Origin of the sequence: Cohnella abietis (assembly GCF_004295585.1) — a bacterium.
Lineage (GTDB): Bacteria > Bacillota > Bacilli > Paenibacillales > Paenibacillaceae > Cohnella > Cohnella abietis.
In genome coordinates this window covers 5,995,883-6,017,279 of sequence record NZ_AP019400.1, presented here as the reverse complement: position 1 = coordinate 6,017,279, position 21,397 = coordinate 5,995,883, and the positions used below count along the sequence as shown (strand labels likewise).

The following is a 21,397-nucleotide window of genomic DNA, read 5'->3' as shown; positions in this document are numbered from 1 at the left end:
TATAGTGCACTTATTTATGCGATTAAGAAAGAGTTGTTCGTTAGTATTGGCGCTGCTTCTATTGTGCGAGTTGCTGCTGTCGCTTCCATTACAGCAGGTTGCCCGCGCAGCAGAAGCTCCAGTACCGTCGCAGTGGCAGGACCCAGATCGAAATTACCGAATTAAACTGAACTTTGATAATTTGGTAGGTACAGAGAACTTGACTAATTTCTCAGTGCCCATTCGACTTGATTCCTCGATGATTGATTATAAGGTGACTAATGAAAGTGATCTGAAATTTTATAGCAATGATCAAACAAAACAGCTTCCTTATGAGGTTGAAAAGTGGAACGTTAAGGATGAAAGCATTGTCTGGGTGCAGGTTCCTTTCATTGGCGCTGCTTCCGACCAGGATGCGATTTGGCTATACTACGGGGGAACTACATTAGTAGATTCACAGGCGAAAAAGGTATGGGATCCTAATTACCTGTTAGTCTATCATTTCGGCGAACGGATTGAGGATTATTTTGCCAAGGCGGAAAGGGTTAAACAGTTTTCAGATTCAACCTCAAACGATAATACGGGTTTGCGCAATACGATAGGTGCCGGTAATAGTGGGGTTTCTTACACCATTGAAGGCAAAGAGGATCCCTACAATATGGTGGGGCGTTACTATGAAAGCCATCGTGGGTACGTAAGAGCAAAAAATGGAAACGTTGGAGATGGTGAAGGTCAAATTACGATTTCAGCTTGGGCGCGGGCTAATGAGTATGAATTTACAACACTCAGTGCGAATTTAATATCAAGAGTACGCGGCACTGCAAGCGTAAATGACGCTTACGTGCTTAAGCTGTCCGCAGGTAAATGGATAGCAAACCTGTTTACGGACAGTACAGATTCAGCGGTTAATGGAAAGGCGACGGGAGCTGAATTGGTAGCTTGCGATGTGACGAAGGATTGGACGTACCTTACCTTAACCTATGATAAAACGAAACCAACGGATAACTTAAAGTTCTATTGTAATGGTGCTTTGGTTAATACAGCAACGCGCGCTGGCTCTTTAATTACAACAACCGGCTCGGCAACAACGCCGCTAACCATCAGTAAAGCTTCTGACGCAAGCTTTCAGAATGGCGGAGCCTTCCGTGGTGGTGTTGATGAGGTTAAAGTATCCAAGACATCACGCAGTGCAGCATGGATTAATGCCGAATATCGCAGTATGGGCAAGCAAAGTGGATTTGTTGTGAAAGGCAAGACAGAGGTGAAGAGCTCGCTTGTATTGACAATACAGCAGCCTAAGCAAGAAGCCGTCTATTATACGCCAGATTTAACTATAGCCGGCATAACTAACCAACCAGCCAAGATTAGCTACAGCTTGGATGGTGGCACATGGCTTGAGCTGAACAACGAAATGGACGGTTTCCAGTCTATGCTGAATGGATTGAAGAGTGGTGTCCATACACTGGGAATTGAAGCAGCTTCCCTAACTGATCCGTTGGAAAAAGAGAGTAAGGTGATTACATTCCAAATCGATGGCTCGAAGATGTCGCCATCTATAATAGCTGATGAAGAGACGGGCTCGCTTGTGCAGGGAGAGAGCTCAGCGCCCCTTAGAGTATCTACTTATTCGCCAACTGGAGAAACAATTGATGTCAGATTTTACGAGAAATCCACTCAAATGGTAAAGGATTTCAGTACAAAAAGCGTCACGGATGGGATTTACGAACAGTCAGATGCCAAAATTCCGCCCACAAATGCAGGGGAGGGTACAGCAGTCCCCATTGCTTCTGAACTTATCAAAGCAGCGGACCAATCCTACTATACCACTAAATCTTTGTGGAACTACCCGTATCAGCGGTTTGAAATGACTATAAACGATGATATTTCGCAGATGGATGAGCTTGAGGTAGTCTGGGAAGGACATTCCAAAGAACAGATTATGTTATATGCTTGGAATTATAATACTTCCAAATGGATTCAGATTGCGTCACAAGTAGGCAATAGCAACAATAAAGATTTCAAGTTAATTGGCAAGCTGGATAAAAGCAGCATGGTGAAAAACAAAATAGCTAAGCTATACGTTGCTGCGACTCAGCCAGATACGATGCTACCTGGACGTAATCCTTCGTCCGACGAATATGATTTTTCGTTTGCATGGATGTCGGATACACAGCATGAATCTGATAAATTTCCCTATGCCTACAAACGGATAACACAATGGCTTGCAGATAACAAAGACGCACAAAAGCTTCAATATGTTATGCATACGGGAGACATTGTGGACAATGCAGGTGACACAAGACAATGGAGAAATGCCAATGAAAGCATGCAGATTCTAGATGATGCGAATATTCCCTATGGAGTTTTACAGGGAAATCATGATTTAAGCAGCAGTTATTTCTCCTATTTTGGTGAGCATCGGTTCAAGAATAAACCACAATATGGAGGACAAATAAACAATAACGAGCATCATTATGATCTTATTACCGCAGGTGGTATTGATTTTATTATCCTATATGTCGGTTGGAACGGCATTAATCAGGCTAGCAGCTTAGCATGGGCTAATCAGGTTTTGGAGCAGCACAAGGATCGCAAGGCCATTCTTGCTGTACACGGGTATTTGAACTATGACCTCGGCCGTGAAGCTGGGGAGAACGAATACGATTCAAGTGGAAAAGCGTTAAGGGATGCAATCGTAGTTAAGAATACAAATATATTCATGGTGATCTCTGGGCACAGTCAAGCCTCCTATTCTAATGTTAAGAGGCTTGGTGGAAAGGTTGTATATGAATTGCTACAGGATTATCAGGATACAGCAATGGGCGGAGCAGCCTATTTCAGAATGTTATATTTCAATGTAAAAGACGGGGAAATTAATATGGTTCCCTATTCGCCGATTACCGATGATAATTACGGATTCTTTCAGGAAAAAGCTGAGTTTTTCACGATGCCGCTTTATACGGATCCACATCCTACTGAACTAGCTACGGATTATATTCAAATTAAGGGCAGCAAGATAAAATTACTTGGAACAATACCAGCCAATGAGGCTAATGGAAAAGCAACCTACGAATGGCCGAATTTGGAGCATAATAAGGAATATACTTGGTATGCAGTAGCCAAGGATGCTAACGGCAATGAAGCTAAGCTTGAAGAGAAAGCTCTCTTGATTATCGAGCCTATTATGCAGTCGATCCAAATAACAGGGCTGGCACCTATGAAGATAGGCGATATAATCGGACCCCAATCAGTAGAGGGGGCGGGAAGCAGTAGCTTAGGCTATGCCATCCAAGCTAACTATACAGATGGCAGTACGAAAATGGTTGAGGGCTTTGCCATTACCAGCAGCAATCCGTCGGTTGCTTCGATTGAAAGCAATAACACTATTAAAGCGAATGCAGTAGGAGATACCGTTATTACGGCAACAGTAGGAACCCTTTCAGGTTCGTACCTCTTGACGGTAAGGGAAGAGCTGTCGCAAGAGCCGACCTTGGAATATATCAGGCTAAGCGGATTAGCTCCAGTAAAAATAGGAGAACAACGGCAATCAGTAATAACTGCCGTATACAGCGATCAGCATACTGTAACGCTTTTTGATGGGAGTTCACCTGCTGTTGAAGGGTTAATACTGCACAACTCATCGCCTGAAGTGGCTCTTATGGATGAGCAAACGGGTCTTGTCAAAGCTCTAGCAGTAGGACAGACGACTATTTCGGCAACCTATCACAATCTTAAAAGCAGTGTGACGTTCGTCGTCCAAGCCAATGATGAGGTAACACCTATCCCCAAGCTGCAATCCATCACAATTACCGGGAGACCAGCTTTAAAAGTGGGAGAGTCAGATCAATTAAACGTTTTTGGCCAGTATAGTCATGGTGCACCTCCGCAGCTAATTAAGGATGGCGTACAATTTACAAGCAGCTTTAATACAGTAGCATCGGTAAATGATAAGGGGCTGGTCACTGCACAGTTACCTGGAAAAACCTATATTAAAGCTATTTATGAAGGACTCGAAACGAGTATTGAAGTGGAAGTGTTGCCTCTACCATCAGGCCATAACGGAGGTGGACCTGGAAACGTTGGTAACAATCCTGGGAATGGCGGCAGTGGATCGCCTGGAACAGGAACAGACATTGATCAATCGATGATCCAAAAAGTCGATCCAACGAAAATAATTGGAGCAGGCAGCTTAGGAGCGGTAACAATACTAGCAGAACGGGAGAAAGAAAGGATAGAGATACCATACACAGTATCCAAGCCATTGGCAGGTGCTGATTTGGATATTAAGTATAATTGGGGGAAAATCCGGTTTCCTGCCGGTTCAATTCCAGCTGTCGATCCTTCCCAGACCTCTGAGGAACAAAGGATATCTTTATCTTATAAAGTATGGGATGACGATTTAATGTGGTGGTTGAAGCGGATGGATACAACCGGCGCTTATGATGTGCGGCCATCCTCCTATATGATACATCTGGATTGGGATACACCAGAAGGAATAAAGCTGGCATCTGGTGTTAACGTAGCAGCCTTAACGGCGAAATCAGGTCAAAAGGCAAAAATATATTTACCGCTGCCACTGAAATCCAATGATCTGCCTCTCGTTTCGAACATAAATAATAAGAGATTGGGACTTTATCACTTAACAGAGGATGGGGAATGGCAATTTCAATCAGCTAATAGCTCCATTAGCTCATCCGAAGCCGTCTTTGAGCTTTCAGGCGGAGGGACATATATGGTTCTGGAGTATAATACGATTTATGCTAACATGAAACAGCATTGGGCAAATGAAGTCGTAGGCGATATAGCTGCCAGACATTTGTTCGACGACCTTCATATTGAACCACTTGACGCTTGGGATGAACCGTCAGACTTTCACCCAAACAAACAGGTTACTCGTGCCGAGTTTGCAGTGTTGCTTACACGCGCCATTGGTATAAAGCCATCAGGAAAAATACGCTTTGAGGACGTTCCGGATAGCTTATGGTATGCAGATACAATTTCGGCGGCTAGCGAAGCGGGCATTATCCAGGGGATTGGCAACAACAAATTTGCCCCCGAAGCTCTTGTTACGAGGGAAGAAATGGCTGTCATGCTGATGCGTGCATGGGTCATTAGTAAAGGAAGCTTAACTGGAATCAAACAAGGCAGCAAATTTCAAGATAAAGCATTAATAAGTGGATGGGCAGAGGATGCCATTCAATCGGCGGTCTCGCTTAACTTACTTAAAGGCCGTCAGAATGGTAAGTTTTCTCCGAAGGAGAATACGACCCGCGCTGAGACAACGCAGGCGATACACAATATTTTATTTCACAAGTAACCTATCTTTAGCTTGTTGCAAAAATTAGTATGATGTCACCCCTATGAAATCGTGAACTTTAACGATTCTAGGGGTGTTTTTTTATTGCCTATTTTCCTACCCGATTCGATGTAGAAAGCGACATTGATTTGCGGTTTTAACGAACTGGTACATAAAAAACCACATTGTTCACAGCAGAAACTACTCCTTTTTACTAAGACAATAAAGATTTTCACTACTCGTGTTGGAAGATCTTCTCTATATTTAGATTTGTCACCACGAATAATGGATTATGGCAAATGAGGAGGTCAGAGAGAACGAATGAGATTGATATCTGGATTTTTTCAGGATCTAGCAAAAAATAAAGTGCTCGTTCTAATGTTACTGCCAACGATTGTGTTCTTTCTAATTAATAATTACTCACCGATGGTTGGCGTATACTATGCGTTCATTCAGTTTGATTTTAACAGTGGATTATTCGATGCACCATTCGTAGGTTTTCAGAATTTCGAGTTTTTATGGAAATCAGGCAAACTATTAGAGCTGACAGCAAATACGCTCGGGTACAACGTTGTTTTTATTTTCTTAGGAAATGGCTTATCTATACTGGTGGCCATTTTACTCAGTGAGGTCGGCGGGAAGTGGTTTAAGAAGATATCCCAATCGGTTTTGTTTCTGCCGTACTTTGTTTCGTTCGTCGTACTGAGTGTTATCGTGTTCAACTTGTTCAATTATGAAAGAGGCGTACTGAATACGGTAGTTAAGTCACTTGGTATGGAACCTATCGATATTTATGGCCAGCCTAATCTCTGGATTGCAATCATTATTATCTTTTATTTATGGAAGAACGTTGGCTATAGCATGGTAATCTATTTTGCTGCTATTACGGGGATTAGTGATGACTACTATGAAGCGGCGAAAATAGACGGTGCGAATATGTTTCAACGGGCTAGACATATCACGCTACCAATGCTGAAATCGACTTTCGTTATCCTTCTTCTGTTCGCACTTGGCTCCATCATGAAGGGGCAATTTGATTTATTCTATCAATTGGTTGGTAACAACGGGCTGCTATTCAGTACAACTGATATTCTCGACACCTATGTGTACCGTTCTCTTCGAGTAACATTCGACTTCGGTATGGCTACAGCTGCGGGTGTATATCAATCTATCTTTGGATTCATTCTAATAATTACGGTTAATGGAATTATTCGCAGGTTGAATCGCGATTATTCACTGTTCTAAGGGAGAGAATGACTGATGAAAGTAAGAGATGATAGTTCCGCGAAGTGGTTTAAACTGCTTGCTTATGTTGTTGTAATTCTAGGCTGCATATTTTGCGTTTTGCCCTTTTTGTTAATATTATCGGGATCGTTTTCGAGTAATGAGTCCCTAATAACCTCAGGATACCACTTTCTTCCAAGAGACTTCACTTTGGATGGGTATAAAATAATATTCGAGCTTCCACAAGAGATTTTACGCGCATACGGTGTGACGATTTTCACAACAGTTGTAGGAACGACTACCGGTTTATTTTTAATGACTATGGCTGGTTATGTGTTGCAACGAAAGGATTTTAAGTCAAGGAATTTCTTTTCCTTCTTTATCTATTTTACGACGTTATTTGGCGGTGGTTTGGTGCCTTGGTACCTCCTAATGACGAAGTATCTTAAGTTCGGTGATTCTTATTACGCTTTGATCTTTCCTGGTTTAATGACACCTTTCCTTATCATTCTGATGAGAAGCTTCATTAAATCGACTATACCGGATGAGATTGTTGAATCATCTAAAATCGATGGAGCAGGTGACTTCAAAATTTATTATCGAATCGTCTTGCCTTTGTCGCTTCCTGGAATTGCAACGGTAGGATTATTCTTGGCTTTGAACTATTGGAACGATTGGTTCTCTTCAGCACTGTTCATTAACGATAGTTCGAAATTCCAGCTGCAGTTTTACCTCTATAACATCATGAACACTGCGAGCTTCTTGGCAACGTTCGGGGGTGGAGGAGTATCTTTATCAGGTGGAGTACCAACCGAATCTATGAAGATGGCGATGTCAATCGTCGTCATCGGTCCGATTCTGTTCCTCTATCCTTTTATCCAACGATACTTCGTAAAAGGACTGACAATCGGAGCCGTAAAAGGTTAGGTTAGCCTCTTCCGGGTTAAGATCCGGAAGACTGACATATAAGCACTATTACTAGAAAAGGGAGGATTCAAATGTACAAGAAAACGAGTAAATGGCTTGGACTGGCAATTATTTTATCCATGTTAATCGTAGCTTTGGCAGCATGCAGTGGCAACAAAAACAACAACGAGACTGCAGCAACTAACCCGGCTCCAGCTTCGACGGAATCGGCAACTGCTCCGGCTACACCGGAAGGGTTGGATATCTCCAAGCATGTAAACCTTGAATTCTGGATGTTAGGTGATGCTCCGAGAGACCTGAAGAAGGTTCAAGATGAAATCAATAAAATGGCTGAAGAAGATCTTAATGTTACGGTTAAATTCAACTTTACGACATGGACAGACTGGGATCAAAAGTATAAGCTGATGCTCTCGACCGGCCAACCTGTCGATCTGATCTTTACAGCGGATTGGACGCAATACCAATCGTATGCGAAGATGGGAGCATTCTTACCTCTTGATGATTTACTTCCTAAAGCAGGCCTTAAGCTACAAGAGCTTGTACCTCAGAATATGTGGGACGCAGTTCGCATTAACGGGAAAATCTACACGGTACCTGCAACATACAAAGAGTATGTAACTAATGGCTTTGTATGGCGGGAAGATCTTCGGAAAAAATATAACCTTCCTAAGCCTGTAGATGTTCCTTCTTTCGAAGCTTACTTAGAGGGAATTAAGAAAAACGAAGCTAATATTCAACCGGTCGCAATCGGCGCCGGCGTTCAGGATTCTCTGCAAAATATGTTGCTTGAAATCGCTCGTAATGAAGTCGGGCAAGTGCCTTATGGTATGTTTGCAACGTATGACGACCCAACGAACATGACATCATACTGGGGTTCCCCGGAGCAGCTTGAGGACTTGAAGCTGTTCAAGAAATGGATGGATAAAGGCTACTTCTCCAAGAACGTGTTGAATGAGCAAAATATTATTCAGATGGATAAAATCATTAACGGAACAGCTGCCTCTATGTTTGGAGACAACCCGAATCGTTTTAATGAAATACTGACAAAAATGAAAGCGGCGCATCCTGATTGGGAGCTGGAATACTATCCATTCCCACTGACAAAAGGCTATGCAACTCCGGTACATCCAATCCATAACGGATTTGCTATTCCGAAAGCTAGCAAAAATCCAGAACGTGCACTCGCGTTCTACGAAAAAATGGTTACTGACAAACGGTACAACTTGCTTACACAATACGGCTTTGAAGGCGTAAACTACAAAGTTGAAAATGGTTATTATGAAACGATCGGCGAAGAGTCTGCGAGCGGCTTCCCTCGAGAAGGAATGCACGGCTGGGCATGGCGTAATCCTGAGTATATGCTGTTTCCAGCTTCATATGATGGCGTTAATGCAATCTTCAAAGAGCTGGATAAAATCGAGAAACCGGACATTTACACTGGCTTTGCAGAAAACTACACGGAATACCAAGCAGAGAGAGCGGCCCTTGAGCAGGTTGCTAAGCAGTACCTGTGGCCTCTAATCGCTGGACGTATTGACGATGTAGAAGACGGTCTAAAAACGTTTATGAGTAAAGCGAATCAAGCTGGTCTGGAGAAGGTGCAAGAAGAGTATAAGAAACAATGGCTCGCTTATCTTCAGGAGCAAGGTATCAAATAACGCAAATGGTTTAACAAAAAGGATTGGGCGAATGCCCAATCCTTTTTGTTGAACTGTCACTTCAATTCGATTCTTCATGTGCTTTTCTGTAGTCTGAAGGTGTAACGCCATTAAATTTCTTAAACAATCGATGGAAATAAGAGCTGTTTGTATAGCCGGTTTGTTCTGCAATTTCCGCAATGGAGCTGTTTGTTTCCAAAAGCAGCACTTTCGCTTTGTTCATCCGGAGTTGATTAATGACATCAAAGATTGATTTAAGCGTTTGTTGACGATATACGCGGCTAATATAGTAAGTGGAAAGGTTCAATTCGTCAGCAATCATATTTAGGCTTAAGTTGGGATCCGGATATCGTAAATCAATGATTTCATTAATCCTTCGAATCAGGTCCTCGACTTTGTTCGATCTTTTATCAACTAAGGTCGACTTCACTTCATCAAATATTTTGAAATATTCTATGGCGACTTCATCCAGCGTTTCACTTTTCAATATCTCCAATGCTTGGGGCTTCATACTGATGTCAAACTGAATGGATGCATTCTTCTGAATTTCGTTGAGTACATTCGTTAAAGTGTTCGAAATGTGCGTAAGCGCAGATTCCACAACAGAATAAGGGTAATCTTTAGTATCTTTCAAGATTTCTATAAACAGAGCTTTTGTTTCGTCCACTTTACCTGCCATCAGAGCACTAGTCATTTTCTTTTCCTTTTCTAACGGAAATGCATACTCGTGACTAGGCAAATGATTGAGATCAGCCATATGGTAAACGAGTCCGTATCCGAAAAAGAAACGTCGTAACGAAGCTGCTTTAGCTTCTTTGAAAGTCGTATGTAATTGCGAAGGGTTTTGCACTACGGGACTTACGGCGATCGTAAGGCTGATATGGAAATATTCCATGCATACTTTCTGAATCTCGCCCAGCATAGGTCTAAGCCACTCCGGATCGGTGGGTTCATTACCTTGTAACGTATTCAAGAGAAGAAGAATACCGTCGTCATCTACGTCCACCGTTTCGACAGTATAGTATTTTGATCCGATTTCAGAGCCTATGTTCATAATCGCGAACTTGTAAGTTAGAATGTCAGGTGTCTTTAGTTTGTCATACTGATCGATTTTTATATAAGCTATACGGAATGGGACATTAAGATTAAACGAAACGCCAAGTAACTTTAGTTTGTTTTGCTGGGCTGCAGGGTCGAGATAATGGATTTGGAGCAGCTTCCTTAAAGCATTTTGCCGAAGCGTATAGCTGCTTTCCCGTCTTTCGAATTCTAGAACGTTTACCCGCTTTTCCATCCGATTGATTGGCACATATAAATACCTGGACAACAATAAAGCAAGTAGTATTCCGCCTAATAGAACGCCTCCGGCGATTTGTAAGGTTATATCACGAACAGCTTTGATTTTCTCCGTAATATAACTGTACGGTGTAATTCTAATGTAATGCCATGCAAATCGGTCTGAAGATGTATAGGAGACCAGTGATTTCGTTCCATTAATATTAGCCACTTTATATGCTGTATCTGTCCCCTCAGAGAGCAATTTGATAACATCGGTACTGGCTTCTTGGATGTTTAAGGGCTCCAAATTATCTGCAGACATTAAGCGATTTTGGTCATCCATGATGTATGTTTTACCTGGTCCAGGCAGGACACCGCTACCAATCTCTTTGTTTATCCAGTTTGCGGAGACATTAACGATAACAGCAGATGTTATTTTTCGATCGAAGTTAATGGCTTCGTAACAAAGATAGGTATAGATCGGAATAGTTTCATTACTATTCCTGTCTATTTTATAGCTACGTGGTATTGGATTGAAGGCGCTGTAGTTTTGGAATTGATCTAAAATATCAATTAGCTCGTTATCGACTAACTCATCTCGAGTAAGGATGCCGTTATCGCCTTGCCGGGATACCGCGAAAAACTGATCAAGCTTAGGATTATAGACATATATGGATTCTATATAAGGAATCGATGAAAGATAGTTGCTGAGGTCAATCATACCGCCTTGTATATCAAATCCGTTTGGCTTGTCATATAGAAGCAATTTTGAAATGGAGCTATTTCTATAAATCTGAAAAGAAAGAGATTGGGCGCTATCCGTCGTACTTTCAACGGCTTTACTTGTGCTTCTTAAGCTCATTAAATCCGTTTCATAAGCTTCAAATTGTAACAATCGTGAGTAGCTGAAGAAGTAAAATGATGAAGTTACGATGATTATTGTGGCAATCGCTACAGCGAAGCTGAGCAACAGCTTGACGTATAATTTGCCGTTTCGTCTAAGCTTATGGAATAACATTCGTATGTCCCCCTGGGCACAAAAGTTCAGTTGTATATCTCGTCTCATTATATCCTTGCTTAAAGCAAGCCGAAAAGTATAACTCAGAACAGTGTTTGAATTATATTGCTATGTTCGACTGGATAGATTGGTTAGCTGTGTACTTTTTTGTTGTTTCTTTATTAGGGCGGATATGATGGCAAAAAAGTTCATATAGGGTCCTAATTTACGGTCAAAATATGACCATTCCGTTCACATAAGCTCCTAAAGTACGCTATGACGGAGTCGTTCTCCGGTGTATGTTGAGGAAAGATGTACAACCAGAAACACGGAGGAATGATTGTGGAGACGATGAGTGACCTTTCGAAGCCGGAGCTTAAGTGGTTGGAGGATGTTAGTATTTATCGAGTCAATCGATTGGATGCTCACTCTGATCATCGCTATTATGACACGATGGAAGAAGCACAGCTTAACATCGAGATGACTATGCGTCAGTATCTTAATGGGAAGTGGAAGTTTAGCTTTGCCGGAACGCCAGAGGAGAGAGTGTCGTCCTTTTATCTCGCTGATTACGACTGTCGAGGATGGGACGACATCGAGGTGCCTGGACATATTCAATTGCAGGGCTGGGGCAAGCCTCAGTATGTCAATACGATGTATCCATGGGATGGATTAGAACAGCTTCGCCCCCCACAAGTCCCTAAGGCTAATCTTGTTGGCAGCTACGTAAAGCACTTTGATTTACCTAACTCCATGGACAATAAACCCGTTTTCGTTTCCTTTCAGGGTGTGGAGTCTGCCTTCTTCGTATGGCTGAATGGCAGCTTCGTCGGGTATGCCGAAGACAGCTTTACGCCTTCGGAGTTCGATTTAAGCCCGTACATTCAATCCAAAAACAACAAGCTGGCAGTTGAAGTGTACCAGCGAAGTACTGGAAGCTGGCTCGAAGATCAAGACTTTTGGCGGCTTTCGGGTATATTCCGCGACGTTTATTTATATACGGTACCCGAGGTGCACATCCAGGATCTCCACATTCGTGCCCAGTTAGGTGACAGCCTAACTGACGCAACATTTGAAGCTGATTTGAAACTATTAATGCCGTCGATTGGAGCTTCTGCTCAAATACGTCTCATTGATGTGAACGGGAACGATGTTGGCGCATGCGAAGGGCGTTTCACCTCAAATAAGCTGACGCTGTCCATGTCACTCCGTAATCTTACGGCATGGAGTGCAGAACATCCCTATCTCTACCGGGCATGCATATCCGTTAAAAACCCAAATGGTAACGTGGTTGAAGCCATCGTTCAGAAGGTTGGATTTCGTCGCTTTGAAATAAAGGACAAGCTTATGCTACTCAACGGTCAACGAATCGTCTTTAAGGGTGTAAATCGGCATGAATTCAACCCCGATAGAGGTCGAGCCATCACACGTGAGGATATGCTGAAGGATATTGTTATCTTAAAGCAAAACAATATTAACGCCGTCAGAACGTCACATTACCCAAATCAGACGCTATGGTATGAGTTGTGTGACGAATATGGTATATACGTCATCGATGAGATGAACCTAGAATCGCACGGGTCTTGGCAGAAAATGGGCATTGTTGAGCCTTCATGGAACATTCCAGGCAGCTTACCAGAATGGCTTAATATCGTCATGGATCGAGCTCAGTCCATGCTGGAGAGGGATAAAAACCACCCCTCGATCCTAATCTGGTCGTGCGGCAACGAGTCGTATGCAGGAGAAGTCATTCTCAAGGTTTCCGACTATTTTCGAGAAACGGACCCGAGCCGATTGGTACATTATGAAGGGGTCTTTCACAATCGGACATATGATGCTACGAGTGATATGGAGAGCCGTATGTATGCTAAACCGGCGGATATTGAGGCTTACCTGAAGAGCGATCCTGAAAAGCCTTATATTAGCTGCGAATATATGCATGCCATGGGGAATTCCCTCGGAGGACTTCATAAGTATACGGAGCTTGAAAGCAAATACCCGATGTATCAAGGAGGGTTTATATGGGACTATATCGATCAAGCTCTTCGCAAGAAGAACCGGTTGGGCGAAGTATCATTGGTTTATGGCGGAGACTTCGATGATCGGCCGACAGATTACAGCTTCTGCGGCAATGGTATCGTATTTGCTGACCGCAGTCTCACACCGAAAATGCAAGAGGTCAGGCATTTATATCAAAACATCAAGCTGGAGCTGAGCCAAGACGCAATACTCGTCAAGAATGAGAATTTGTTTGTCGATACATCAGACAGTGTGTTGTGCGTGCGTCTATACAAGGAAGGTACTGAGATATATTCGAATATGATCGAAGTTACTGTAGCGGCCCAGAGTGAGAAACGGATTGCAATCAGCCTGCCGGATGTTCATGGAGCTACGGGAGAGTATTGCGTTCAAGCCATTTTGCGCTTAAAGACCGACAATGCTTGGGCGAAAGCGGGGCATGAGCTTGCATTCGGCCAGTTTATCTTCAGGCTTGATGAAAAGGAGATGGGCGATGCTGTTCGGCAGCCTGCTCGAATGAGTGTTATAGAAGGCGATGTGAATATTGGTATAAGGGGAGAAGGATACCAGGTATTGTTCTCGAAACAAGCGGGCTCTATCATTTCTCTGCGTTACGGTGATCAAGAGATGATCGCCACACCGCCATATCCGAATTTCTGGCGAGCTACAACCGATAATGATAAGGGTTACGCATTAGGGTTCCATGCGGGAGTATGGCTGGCAGCCAGTATTGCCAGAAAATGCGTTAGCGTCACATTAGGTCAAACTACAAACAGTGCAACGGTTACTTACGAATATGAATTCAGCTGCAGCTCACAAATTCGAGTTTTTGTGCATTATACCGTAAATGCCGACGGAACGATTCTCGTTCGGTCAGTATATGAGGGTGCGGAAGGATTGCCGGACTTGCCGACGTTCGCATTGTCGTGGCGGTTATCGGATCATTTCGACCTGACGGAATGGTATGCGTTGGGACCGGAAGAAAACTATGTGGACCGCAACCGCGGTGCCCGATTATGTACGTTCAAGCGTAAAGTGACTGAACTGCCGACGCCTTATCTCGTACCGCAAGAATCAGGCAATCGCACAGGTGTGCGCCGCTTGTGTGTAACGAATGCCGATGGGTGTGGAATTGAAATAAAAGCGTTACCGAGTGCGCCGCTGGAATGCAATGTTTCTCCCTATACGGCTTTTGAGCTCGAGAACGCGACACATCGCTGGGAATTGCCGAATATTAACTACACGGTGTTGACGGTATCCGGTTGCCAAATGGGTGTTGGCGGGGATGATAGCTGGGGAGCTCCGGTTCACAACGAATACTTGATTCCTTCGAATCAGCGGATTGAATTCTCTTTTCTCATTAATCGTATTGTTTCAATTGAATAAGGAAGTATATCTGGGGGGCTGTCCCATAAGTGACTTTGTGGGCAGCCTCTTGCTATTTGTCTATCGATCATAGTTTTTGCGGGGAAGTATCTCCTTCCGGGTGCTGTTGGAATCGTGAAATCTGAATGGGTAAAACACAACAAGGAGATTTCACGATTCCAAAGGCACACGTCAAGATTATCATTTACGCCTACACTCAGTGAATCTACTCTTCAAGGCAAATCGCTAAAGCCGCGCTGGAGACGGTTTTTACCTCCGTTCTCAATCCTCCACTCTCTAAATGATGATTCAGCTTGTAGGTTATGCTATACTAATTAAGACGGAGAAATAGCGTTCAATAGAGAAGGGGTTTTCAAAGTGTCACCGAGAAACATAAAGAGAGATCAATTAATACGTGAAGAAAAAAAACAGCAGATTTTGGACTCTGCTTTGAACTTAGGTGTCAGACTTGGAATCGGTTCAACGAAAATTAGCGATATTGCAACGGAATCCAACCTGACGCAAGGTCATATTTATAATTTTTTTGAATCTAAACATCAATTGTTTATGGTGCTGACCGAGCAATTGCAACATAATTACAGTAACCAGCTGAAGGAAGCTGCTAATCAGCCAGGAACGGCTAAGGATAAGCTTTTGCATTTAGTTCGGATATTCATGGACGAAAATAATAAGATAGCAGAAATTACTTTGTTTTTAATGCAAATGCAGTTGTCTGAAATGGTAACGAAGGACGAGAAAATTGATATCGTCGAACGATCGAAAGAAAACTTTAATACTGTTGTTTCGATTGTAGCTGAAGGTCAAAAAACGAATCTTTTCAGGCAAGGTGATACGAATGAGCTGGCGTTGGAGTTCTACTCTATGTTAAGCGGATTTGTATTGCTTCGTTTGCGTCGAACAGATATTAAAGTTCATCTTCCGGAAGATCACTTTGTTCAAACGATTGTAGCTGCTCACTTAAGATTATGAATGGAATATAACAGTATTAAAATAACGTATTGACAGTGAATAATTTGTCTTGTAGTATGCAATATATAAACTTATTGAATAAATATTTATTCAGTAATGCTTAAAAGCCGACTAAAATAATGTGTATACTTTGTTTTATCGGTTGGTTGACCAGACTGCTGGAAACGTTTGTTTTATTGATCATATATGAATTCAATCAAAGGGAGGTAAATTCTTGGAAGCTGATGTTCTTGTCATTGGCGGCGGACCGGCAGGAGCTTGGGCGGCTATAGCTGCAACGAATGCAGGAGCCAAAGTTATCCTAGCGGACAAAGGTTATTGTGGGAGTACGGGGGCAACAGCCGCTTCGGGAACGAGTGTGCTGTATGTTCCTCCTGATCCTCAGAAACGCCAGGAAGCCATAACGGGTCGTGAGAAGCTAGCTGGCTATCTTGCTGATAGCAAGTGGACAGAACGGGTCATTGAGCAGACGTATACGAATATGAATCTGCTTGATCAGTGGGGTTTTCCTTTTCAGGTGGATGAGTTCGGCCAATCATTTCGGGGGCGTCTGTCGGGTCCGGAATATATGCGTCTTATGCGTAAGCATGTGAAGAAAGCTAGAGTGAAAATTCTTGATCATAGTCCGGCATTGGAATTGCACGCGGATTCGCAAGGAGTAAGCGGAGCTTCTGGAGTTCATACGATTACCGGTGAAGCTTGGCAAGTACGGGCCAATGCAGTGATTATTGCGACAGGCGGCTGTGCTTTCTTAAGTAAATCATTAGGCTGTAATGTGCTCACAGGAGATGGATATCTCATGGCAGCAGAAGCGGGTGCAGAGATGTCCGGCATGGAATTCTCTAATGCCTACTCCATATCTCCTGCTTTTGCATCGGTCACGAAATCGGCTTATTATACGTGGGCTACTTTCTACTATGAGGATGGAACAGAAATTGAAGGAGCGGGCGGGAAGTTCGGACGTTCTCAGGTAGCCAGGGCACTGATTGATCAGCCTGTGTACGCTCGTCTGGATAAGGCGACTCCGGAAATGCAGCAGTGGATGCGGAAGGCGCAGCCTGCCTTTTTTCTTCCCTTTAACCGTAAGGGGATTGATCCATTTACACAAATGTTTCCGATTACCCTGCGTCTTGAAGCAACCGTTCGTGGTACGGGAGGTATTCGTATTACGGGTGAAGATTGCGCGACATCGGTTTCCGGTCTATATGCAGCAGGAGATGCCGCGACTCGGGAGCTGATCTGCGGTGCCTTTACCGGAGGAGGAAGCCATAATTCCGCTTGGGCAATTTCGTCAGGGCAATGGTCCGGTGAATCTGCAGCTAAGTACGCCTTGAATATCAGCCGTTCCGGAGCGACAAGGCAAGGTGAAGGATTGTCTGTTACCCCCTTTAAGCAGAACGAGAAGAGAACAGCAATCGAATCGCTGGTGCCCGAATTGGTGCGTACAGTTCAGGATCAAGTGTTTCCTTTGGACCGTAATTGGTTTAGGTCTGAAGTCAAGCTGAAGCAATCTCTAACCTTGTTGGATCAGACCTGGAAGGCCTTAAGAGAGGGGATACAGCTGTCAACGGATCCTGCTCAGCTAGTGAAGGCTAGAGAAGCGGCTTCCATGATTGCAACGGCAAGATGGATGTATACAGCGGGATTAGCAAGGACGGAGACACGGGGGATGCATCGTCGGGATGAGTTTCCTAACCTTGATCCAGCACAGCAACACAGTATCATAACCGGAGGGCTAGATCAGCTCTATACGAAGCCGGCAAGCTCGGTTCCTGGAAGGGAGTTGAAGCTCCATTGATTGAGATTCTGAATGAATCGAAATGTATATCCTGTAATCAATGCGTAGATATTTGTCCAACAAGAGTATTCGATTCTGTCAAAGACGGAGTACCGATTATTAATCGGAAGGATGATTGTCAAACCTGTTTTATGTGCGAAGCATATTGTCCCGTAGATGCCCTCTATGTGGCGCCCGAAGCGGAAGAGTCCGTGACAGTAGATTACAATGAATTAGAGGAAGCTGGGCTCATTGGCAGCTATCGTTCTCAAATTAAATGGCGTCGTGATAAGCAGACAAGTGAAGAAGTTGATGCGAATTATCACATGTTGAGACTCTATTTTAGCACCTAATATTAAGTCGGATGAGGATTGCGATGTTAACCTACGCTAGAAGAAGATTACTTGCTATGATTCCGATTATTTTCATCTGTGCGGTTATCGGATTTTTCATTACCAATTTGATGCCTGGAGACCCCGTTCGTGTCATGGTTGGCGAGTTCGCATCGGAAAAACAAGTTCAGGAAATGAGTGAGAGACTTGGGCTGGATAAGCCAATTCAGATGCGATTTGTCATGTGGCTTCAGAATGTCATGCAGGGGGATTTGGGGGATTCGCTTTATTACCAAACTCCGGTTACAGAAGCGATCGTGAGCAGATTGGAGCCAACGCTGCTGCTCGCTACTGTTGGATTGTTCTTCGGTGTCGTAATGGGAGTTTCGTTAGGTATTATAGCTGCTGTTAAACACAGAACGGTCGTAGATCAGTCCGCTATGGTCGTATCCGTTTTTGGCGTTTCAATTCCGAGTTTTTTTATAGCAATAGTATTAATATTAGTATTTGGCGTAAAGCTGCAATGGCTTCCCGTTGCGGGATATGAGCCAATTGCGAAAACGGGCTTTGGCGTCATTAAATATTTGCTGCTGCCGGGATTCTCGCTGGGACTCATACAGAGCGGTTTAATTGCTAGAACGACGCGTAGCGCAATGCTGAATGTACTGAATCAGAATTACATTCGTACGGCGTATGCCAAGGGCATTCCCAAATATAAAGTGATTCTAGTTCATGCCTTGAAGAATGCGCTTAGCCCTATCGTTACGGTTATTGGCTTTAGCTTGGCGCTACTACTAGGAGGTACCTGGATTATTGAGACGATCTTCAATATTCCCGGGACGGGTGCATTGGCGATCACGGCAATATCGAGAAGAGACTATCCGATTATTCAGGGCTGTATGCTCTTCTCCACCCTTATCTATCTTATTGTTAACTTTTTGGTCGATATCAGTTATTCGTTCTTTAATCCAACTGTGAAATATAAATAGCAGGCGAAGGCTGCGGAGTGACTAAGGTGAAGAAAAAACATGCTTATCTTTTTATCGGTGCGTTCATAATCATTTTCTTTGTCCTATTGGCCCTGTTTGCCCCATGGTTCACCCGATTTGATCCATTAGCCCTTGCAGTGAAAGAACGACTGCAGGCGCCGAGTGCTAAGCATTTACTGGGGACGGATGCACTTGGAAGAGATGTGTTCAGTCGGATATGCTATGGCGCGCGAGCATCGATGTTCATCGGTCTTGCAGTTGTTTTTCTAACGACTGTGCTAGGTGGAACTTTGGGCTTAGTTATTGGATTCTATCGGATTGCGGATTCGATTATCTCACGCATACTGGATGGTCTGATGGCTTTTCCTGAAATTATACTTGCTGTTACGCTCGCTGCGCTCTGGGGTGCAGGAATCAAAAATATTATTTATGTTCTAACCTTTGCGTACATCCCAAGCATGGCAAGAGTCGTAAGGGCGAGCGTGATTTCAGTAAAGTCGCTCGAATATATCGAATCCGGCAGAGCCGCAGGGGCTCGCAATATATACTTGATCTTTCGGTATATTTTACCGGCTTGTCGTTCTGCTATTATTGTTCAAGCTACCTTTTGTTTTGCGGCAGCGATACTGGCAGAGGCTTCATTAAGCTTTCTAGGCGTTGGCATTAAAGAGCCGACACCAAGTCTTGGCGGAATGATTAGCGAGGGTAGAGATTACTTGGGTGTAGCCTCATGGCTCTCCGTTGCACCCGGTACTGTAATCGTGCTGGTCGTGTTGGGATTAAACCTGTTAGGCGATGGGCTGAGGGATCATCTGGATCCTAAGCTGAAGACAAGGTAATGAAGGCAGGTACATCTTACATTTAAACTAGGAGGATTTATTCATGAATAAACCACAGAAAACAAGGTTCTTCACAATGCTCTTATCATTAATGCTCATTCTTTCACTCGTATTGAGTGCATGCAGCTCGAACGAAGCACCGGAAGCAAGCCAATCTCCGAGCCAAGAGTCTTCTGATGCAAGTCCGAAGGCTTCTGAGCCTGCGGCGAAGGGTGAACCTATTAACGGAGGTAAAATTGTCATCGCGTGGCCGGCAAATCCGGCAAACCTGGATCCCGACTTAACGACAACCTCATTGACTAACGATGCTCTATCCCATGTATATGAAGGATTATTTGAATTCGACGGGAAGGAAGAGCCGGTACCTTATCTGGCGAAAAGCTATGAATATCGGGATGATTCCAAAACCTTGTATATCAAGCTCCGTGAAGGGGTTAAATTCCACAATGGCAAAGAGCTGACCTCTGAGGATGTGGAAGCTTCCTTCCTCCGCTGGCTTGATGTGAATGATGCTGGAGGTATCGTTGAGCCTTATTTCGATAAATTCGAGATTATCAGCAAATATGAATTTAATTTCAAATTTACTAAGCCCTTTGCGCCATTTCGCTCGATCATTGCATCCAATTCTGCAAACCAGAAGCTGCTGATCAAGCCGAAAGAGCTTGTAGAGAAGTATGGTAATGAGGTGCTTTTAGAGCATATTGGAACAGGTCCTTATGAATTTGTTGATTGGGTACCAGACCGTTCTCTTCGACTGAAGAAATATAAAGATTATGTGCCAGTGGATCAAGAACCATCCGGTTATTCAGGTAGACGGATTGCTTATGTAGATGAGCTGGAGTTCAAGTCGGTGCCTGAGCTTGCCGTTCGTGTTGCAGGTGTACAAACGAACGAATTCCAGTTTGCTAATGATGTATCGCTAGATCAATACGCGAATTACAAAACGGATAAAAACGTAGTACCGATTGTTTCAACCCCTGGTTTTCAAGGAATTCTTGCATTTAATCTCGGGACGCCGCCATTCAATAATTTAGATGCACGTAATGCAGTTCAGTATGCGGTTAATCTGGAAGAGCTTGCAACGGCAATGGTGGGTAATGCGGATTTCTGGCACTATAACCCCTCCTTCTTCGAAGAGGGCACGATCTGGTATGACGGAAATGCTGGGGAAGGCATATACAAGCAGCAGGATTTGAACAAGGCGAAGGAGTACTTGCAGAAATCCGGCTACAATGGAACACCGATTGTTATATTGAATGACAGAGGAAATAAGCAGCATAGCGACGGCGCAATCGTGTTAAAGGCGCAACTAGAGCAAGTTGGCTTCAAGGTAGATGTACAATTGCTTGATGGCGCTACGGTTAGCAAGCAGTTGGCGGACAAGAACCAGGTATCGTCGTGGAATATAAATCTAGCAAGCTTCAAGGTACCGAAGCCGGATCCACAAGTGTATGCTTCATGGTTAGGAACAGACAAGTGGATTTCTCACTGGGATGATGAATTAGCAGTGAAAATGGAAACGGCATTCGAGAAATTGCTCGTGGAGACGGATCAAACCAAGCGTTATGCTTTATCGAAGGAAGTGAATAAGGAATTCTGGAGCTCGCTTCCATGGATCCGCACCTTCGATTATGCCAGACTTCATCTTGCCCAAAAATCTCTGAAGGGCTTTGTGAATTATTCCACTCCGTTCTACTGGAATGTATGGGTAGACAATCAATAAGGAG

Annotated in this window: 12 protein-coding genes; 11 read left to right on the top strand and 1 reads right to left on the bottom strand. The window is 43.6% G+C overall.

Annotated features, from left to right (window positions below):
* The first annotated feature begins 16 nt into the window (after positions 1-16).
* From KCTCHS21_RS26285 to KCTCHS21_RS26270, 4 genes are all read left to right on the top strand, one after another.
* A complete protein-coding gene (locus KCTCHS21_RS26285) occupies positions 17-5,296 on the top strand; it encodes a DUF2341 domain-containing protein (protein ID WP_130614992.1) in 5,280 nt (1,759 codons plus the stop codon).
* Between the two features lie 300 nt (positions 5,297-5,596).
* Positions 5,597-6,520 (top strand): ABC transporter permease, encoded by a 924-nt coding sequence (locus KCTCHS21_RS26280; RefSeq protein WP_130614990.1) that lies wholly within the window; start codon positions 5,597-5,599, stop codon positions 6,518-6,520.
* Positions 6,521-6,535: 15 nt separating this feature from the next.
* Positions 6,536-7,426: a carbohydrate ABC transporter permease gene (locus KCTCHS21_RS26275; RefSeq protein ID WP_130614987.1), complete on the top strand. Its 891-nt coding sequence runs from the start codon at positions 6,536-6,538 to the stop codon at positions 7,424-7,426.
* Between the two features lie 65 nt (positions 7,427-7,491).
* Positions 7,492-9,084: an extracellular solute-binding protein gene (locus KCTCHS21_RS26270; protein ID WP_408621821.1), complete on the top strand. Its 1,593-nt coding sequence runs from the start codon at positions 7,492-7,494 to the stop codon at positions 9,082-9,084.
* Between the two features lie 61 nt (positions 9,085-9,145).
* Here the strand turns inward: KCTCHS21_RS26270 and KCTCHS21_RS26265 are convergent, their stop codons facing one another.
* A complete protein-coding gene (locus tag KCTCHS21_RS26265; protein ID WP_157994128.1) occupies positions 9,146-11,380 on the bottom strand; it encodes a helix-turn-helix domain-containing protein in 2,235 nt (744 codons plus the stop codon).
* Between the two features lie 291 nt (positions 11,381-11,671).
* On the opposite strand from KCTCHS21_RS26265, the gene KCTCHS21_RS26260 reads away from it, so the two are divergent.
* The 7 genes from KCTCHS21_RS26260 (at position 11,672) to KCTCHS21_RS26230 (ending at position 21,393) form a co-directional block, all read left to right on the top strand.
* Positions 11,672-14,764: a beta-galactosidase, LacZ type gene (locus KCTCHS21_RS26260; RefSeq protein WP_232057968.1), complete on the top strand. Its 3,093-nt coding sequence runs from the start codon at positions 11,672-11,674 to the stop codon at positions 14,762-14,764.
* 357 nt (positions 14,765-15,121) lie between these two features.
* A complete protein-coding gene (locus KCTCHS21_RS26255) occupies positions 15,122-15,733 on the top strand; it encodes a TetR/AcrR family transcriptional regulator (protein WP_157994127.1) in 612 nt (203 codons plus the stop codon).
* Positions 15,734-15,947: 214 nt separating this feature from the next.
* Positions 15,948-17,531, top strand: coding sequence for an FAD-binding protein (locus tag KCTCHS21_RS26250; RefSeq protein WP_232057967.1), 1,584 nt, complete (start codon positions 15,948-15,950; stop codon positions 17,529-17,531).
* Positions 17,528-17,863 carry a 4Fe-4S binding protein gene (locus KCTCHS21_RS26245; RefSeq protein ID WP_130614977.1) on the top strand — a complete coding sequence of 112 codons (336 nt, stop codon included), beginning with the start codon at positions 17,528-17,530 and terminating at the stop codon, positions 17,861-17,863. The genes KCTCHS21_RS26250 and KCTCHS21_RS26245 overlap by 4 nt, the downstream gene beginning before the upstream one ends.
* Positions 17,864-17,874: 11 nt before the next feature.
* A complete protein-coding gene (locus KCTCHS21_RS26240; protein ID WP_197726489.1) occupies positions 17,875-18,831 on the top strand; it encodes an ABC transporter permease in 957 nt (318 codons plus the stop codon).
* 26 nt (positions 18,832-18,857) lie between these two features.
* On the top strand, positions 18,858-19,670 hold the full coding sequence (locus tag KCTCHS21_RS26235) for an ABC transporter permease (protein ID WP_197726488.1): 813 nt from the start codon (positions 18,858-18,860) through the stop codon (positions 19,668-19,670).
* Between the two features lie 43 nt (positions 19,671-19,713).
* Complete coding sequence (locus KCTCHS21_RS26230) at positions 19,714-21,393, top strand: ABC transporter substrate-binding protein (RefSeq protein ID WP_130614972.1); 1,680 nt, start codon at positions 19,714-19,716, stop codon at positions 21,391-21,393.
* The last annotated feature ends 4 nt before the right edge of the window (positions 21,394-21,397 follow it).

What these genes read in the sequence shown, in the direction of transcription:
- KCTCHS21_RS26285 (WP_130614992.1), top strand. Translation starts at nt 17, where the DNA reads ATGCGATTAAGAAAGAGTTGTTCGTTAGTATTGGCGCTGCTTCTATTG.
- KCTCHS21_RS26280 (WP_130614990.1), top strand. Translation starts at nt 5,597, where the DNA reads ATGAGATTGATATCTGGATTTTTTCAGGATCTAGCAAAAAATAAAGTG.
- KCTCHS21_RS26275 (WP_130614987.1), top strand. Translation starts at nt 6,536, where the DNA reads ATGAAAGTAAGAGATGATAGTTCCGCGAAGTGGTTTAAACTGCTTGCT.
- KCTCHS21_RS26265 (WP_157994128.1), bottom strand. Translation starts at nt 11,380, where the DNA reads ATGTTATTCCATAAGCTTAGACGAAACGGCAAATTATACGTCAAGCTG.
- KCTCHS21_RS26260 (WP_232057968.1), top strand. Translation starts at nt 11,672, where the DNA reads ATGTACAACCAGAAACACGGAGGAATGATTGTGGAGACGATGAGTGAC.
- KCTCHS21_RS26240 (WP_197726489.1), top strand. Translation starts at nt 17,875, where the DNA reads ATGAGGATTGCGATGTTAACCTACGCTAGAAGAAGATTACTTGCTATG.
- KCTCHS21_RS26230 (WP_130614972.1), top strand. Translation starts at nt 19,714, where the DNA reads ATGAATAAACCACAGAAAACAAGGTTCTTCACAATGCTCTTATCATTA.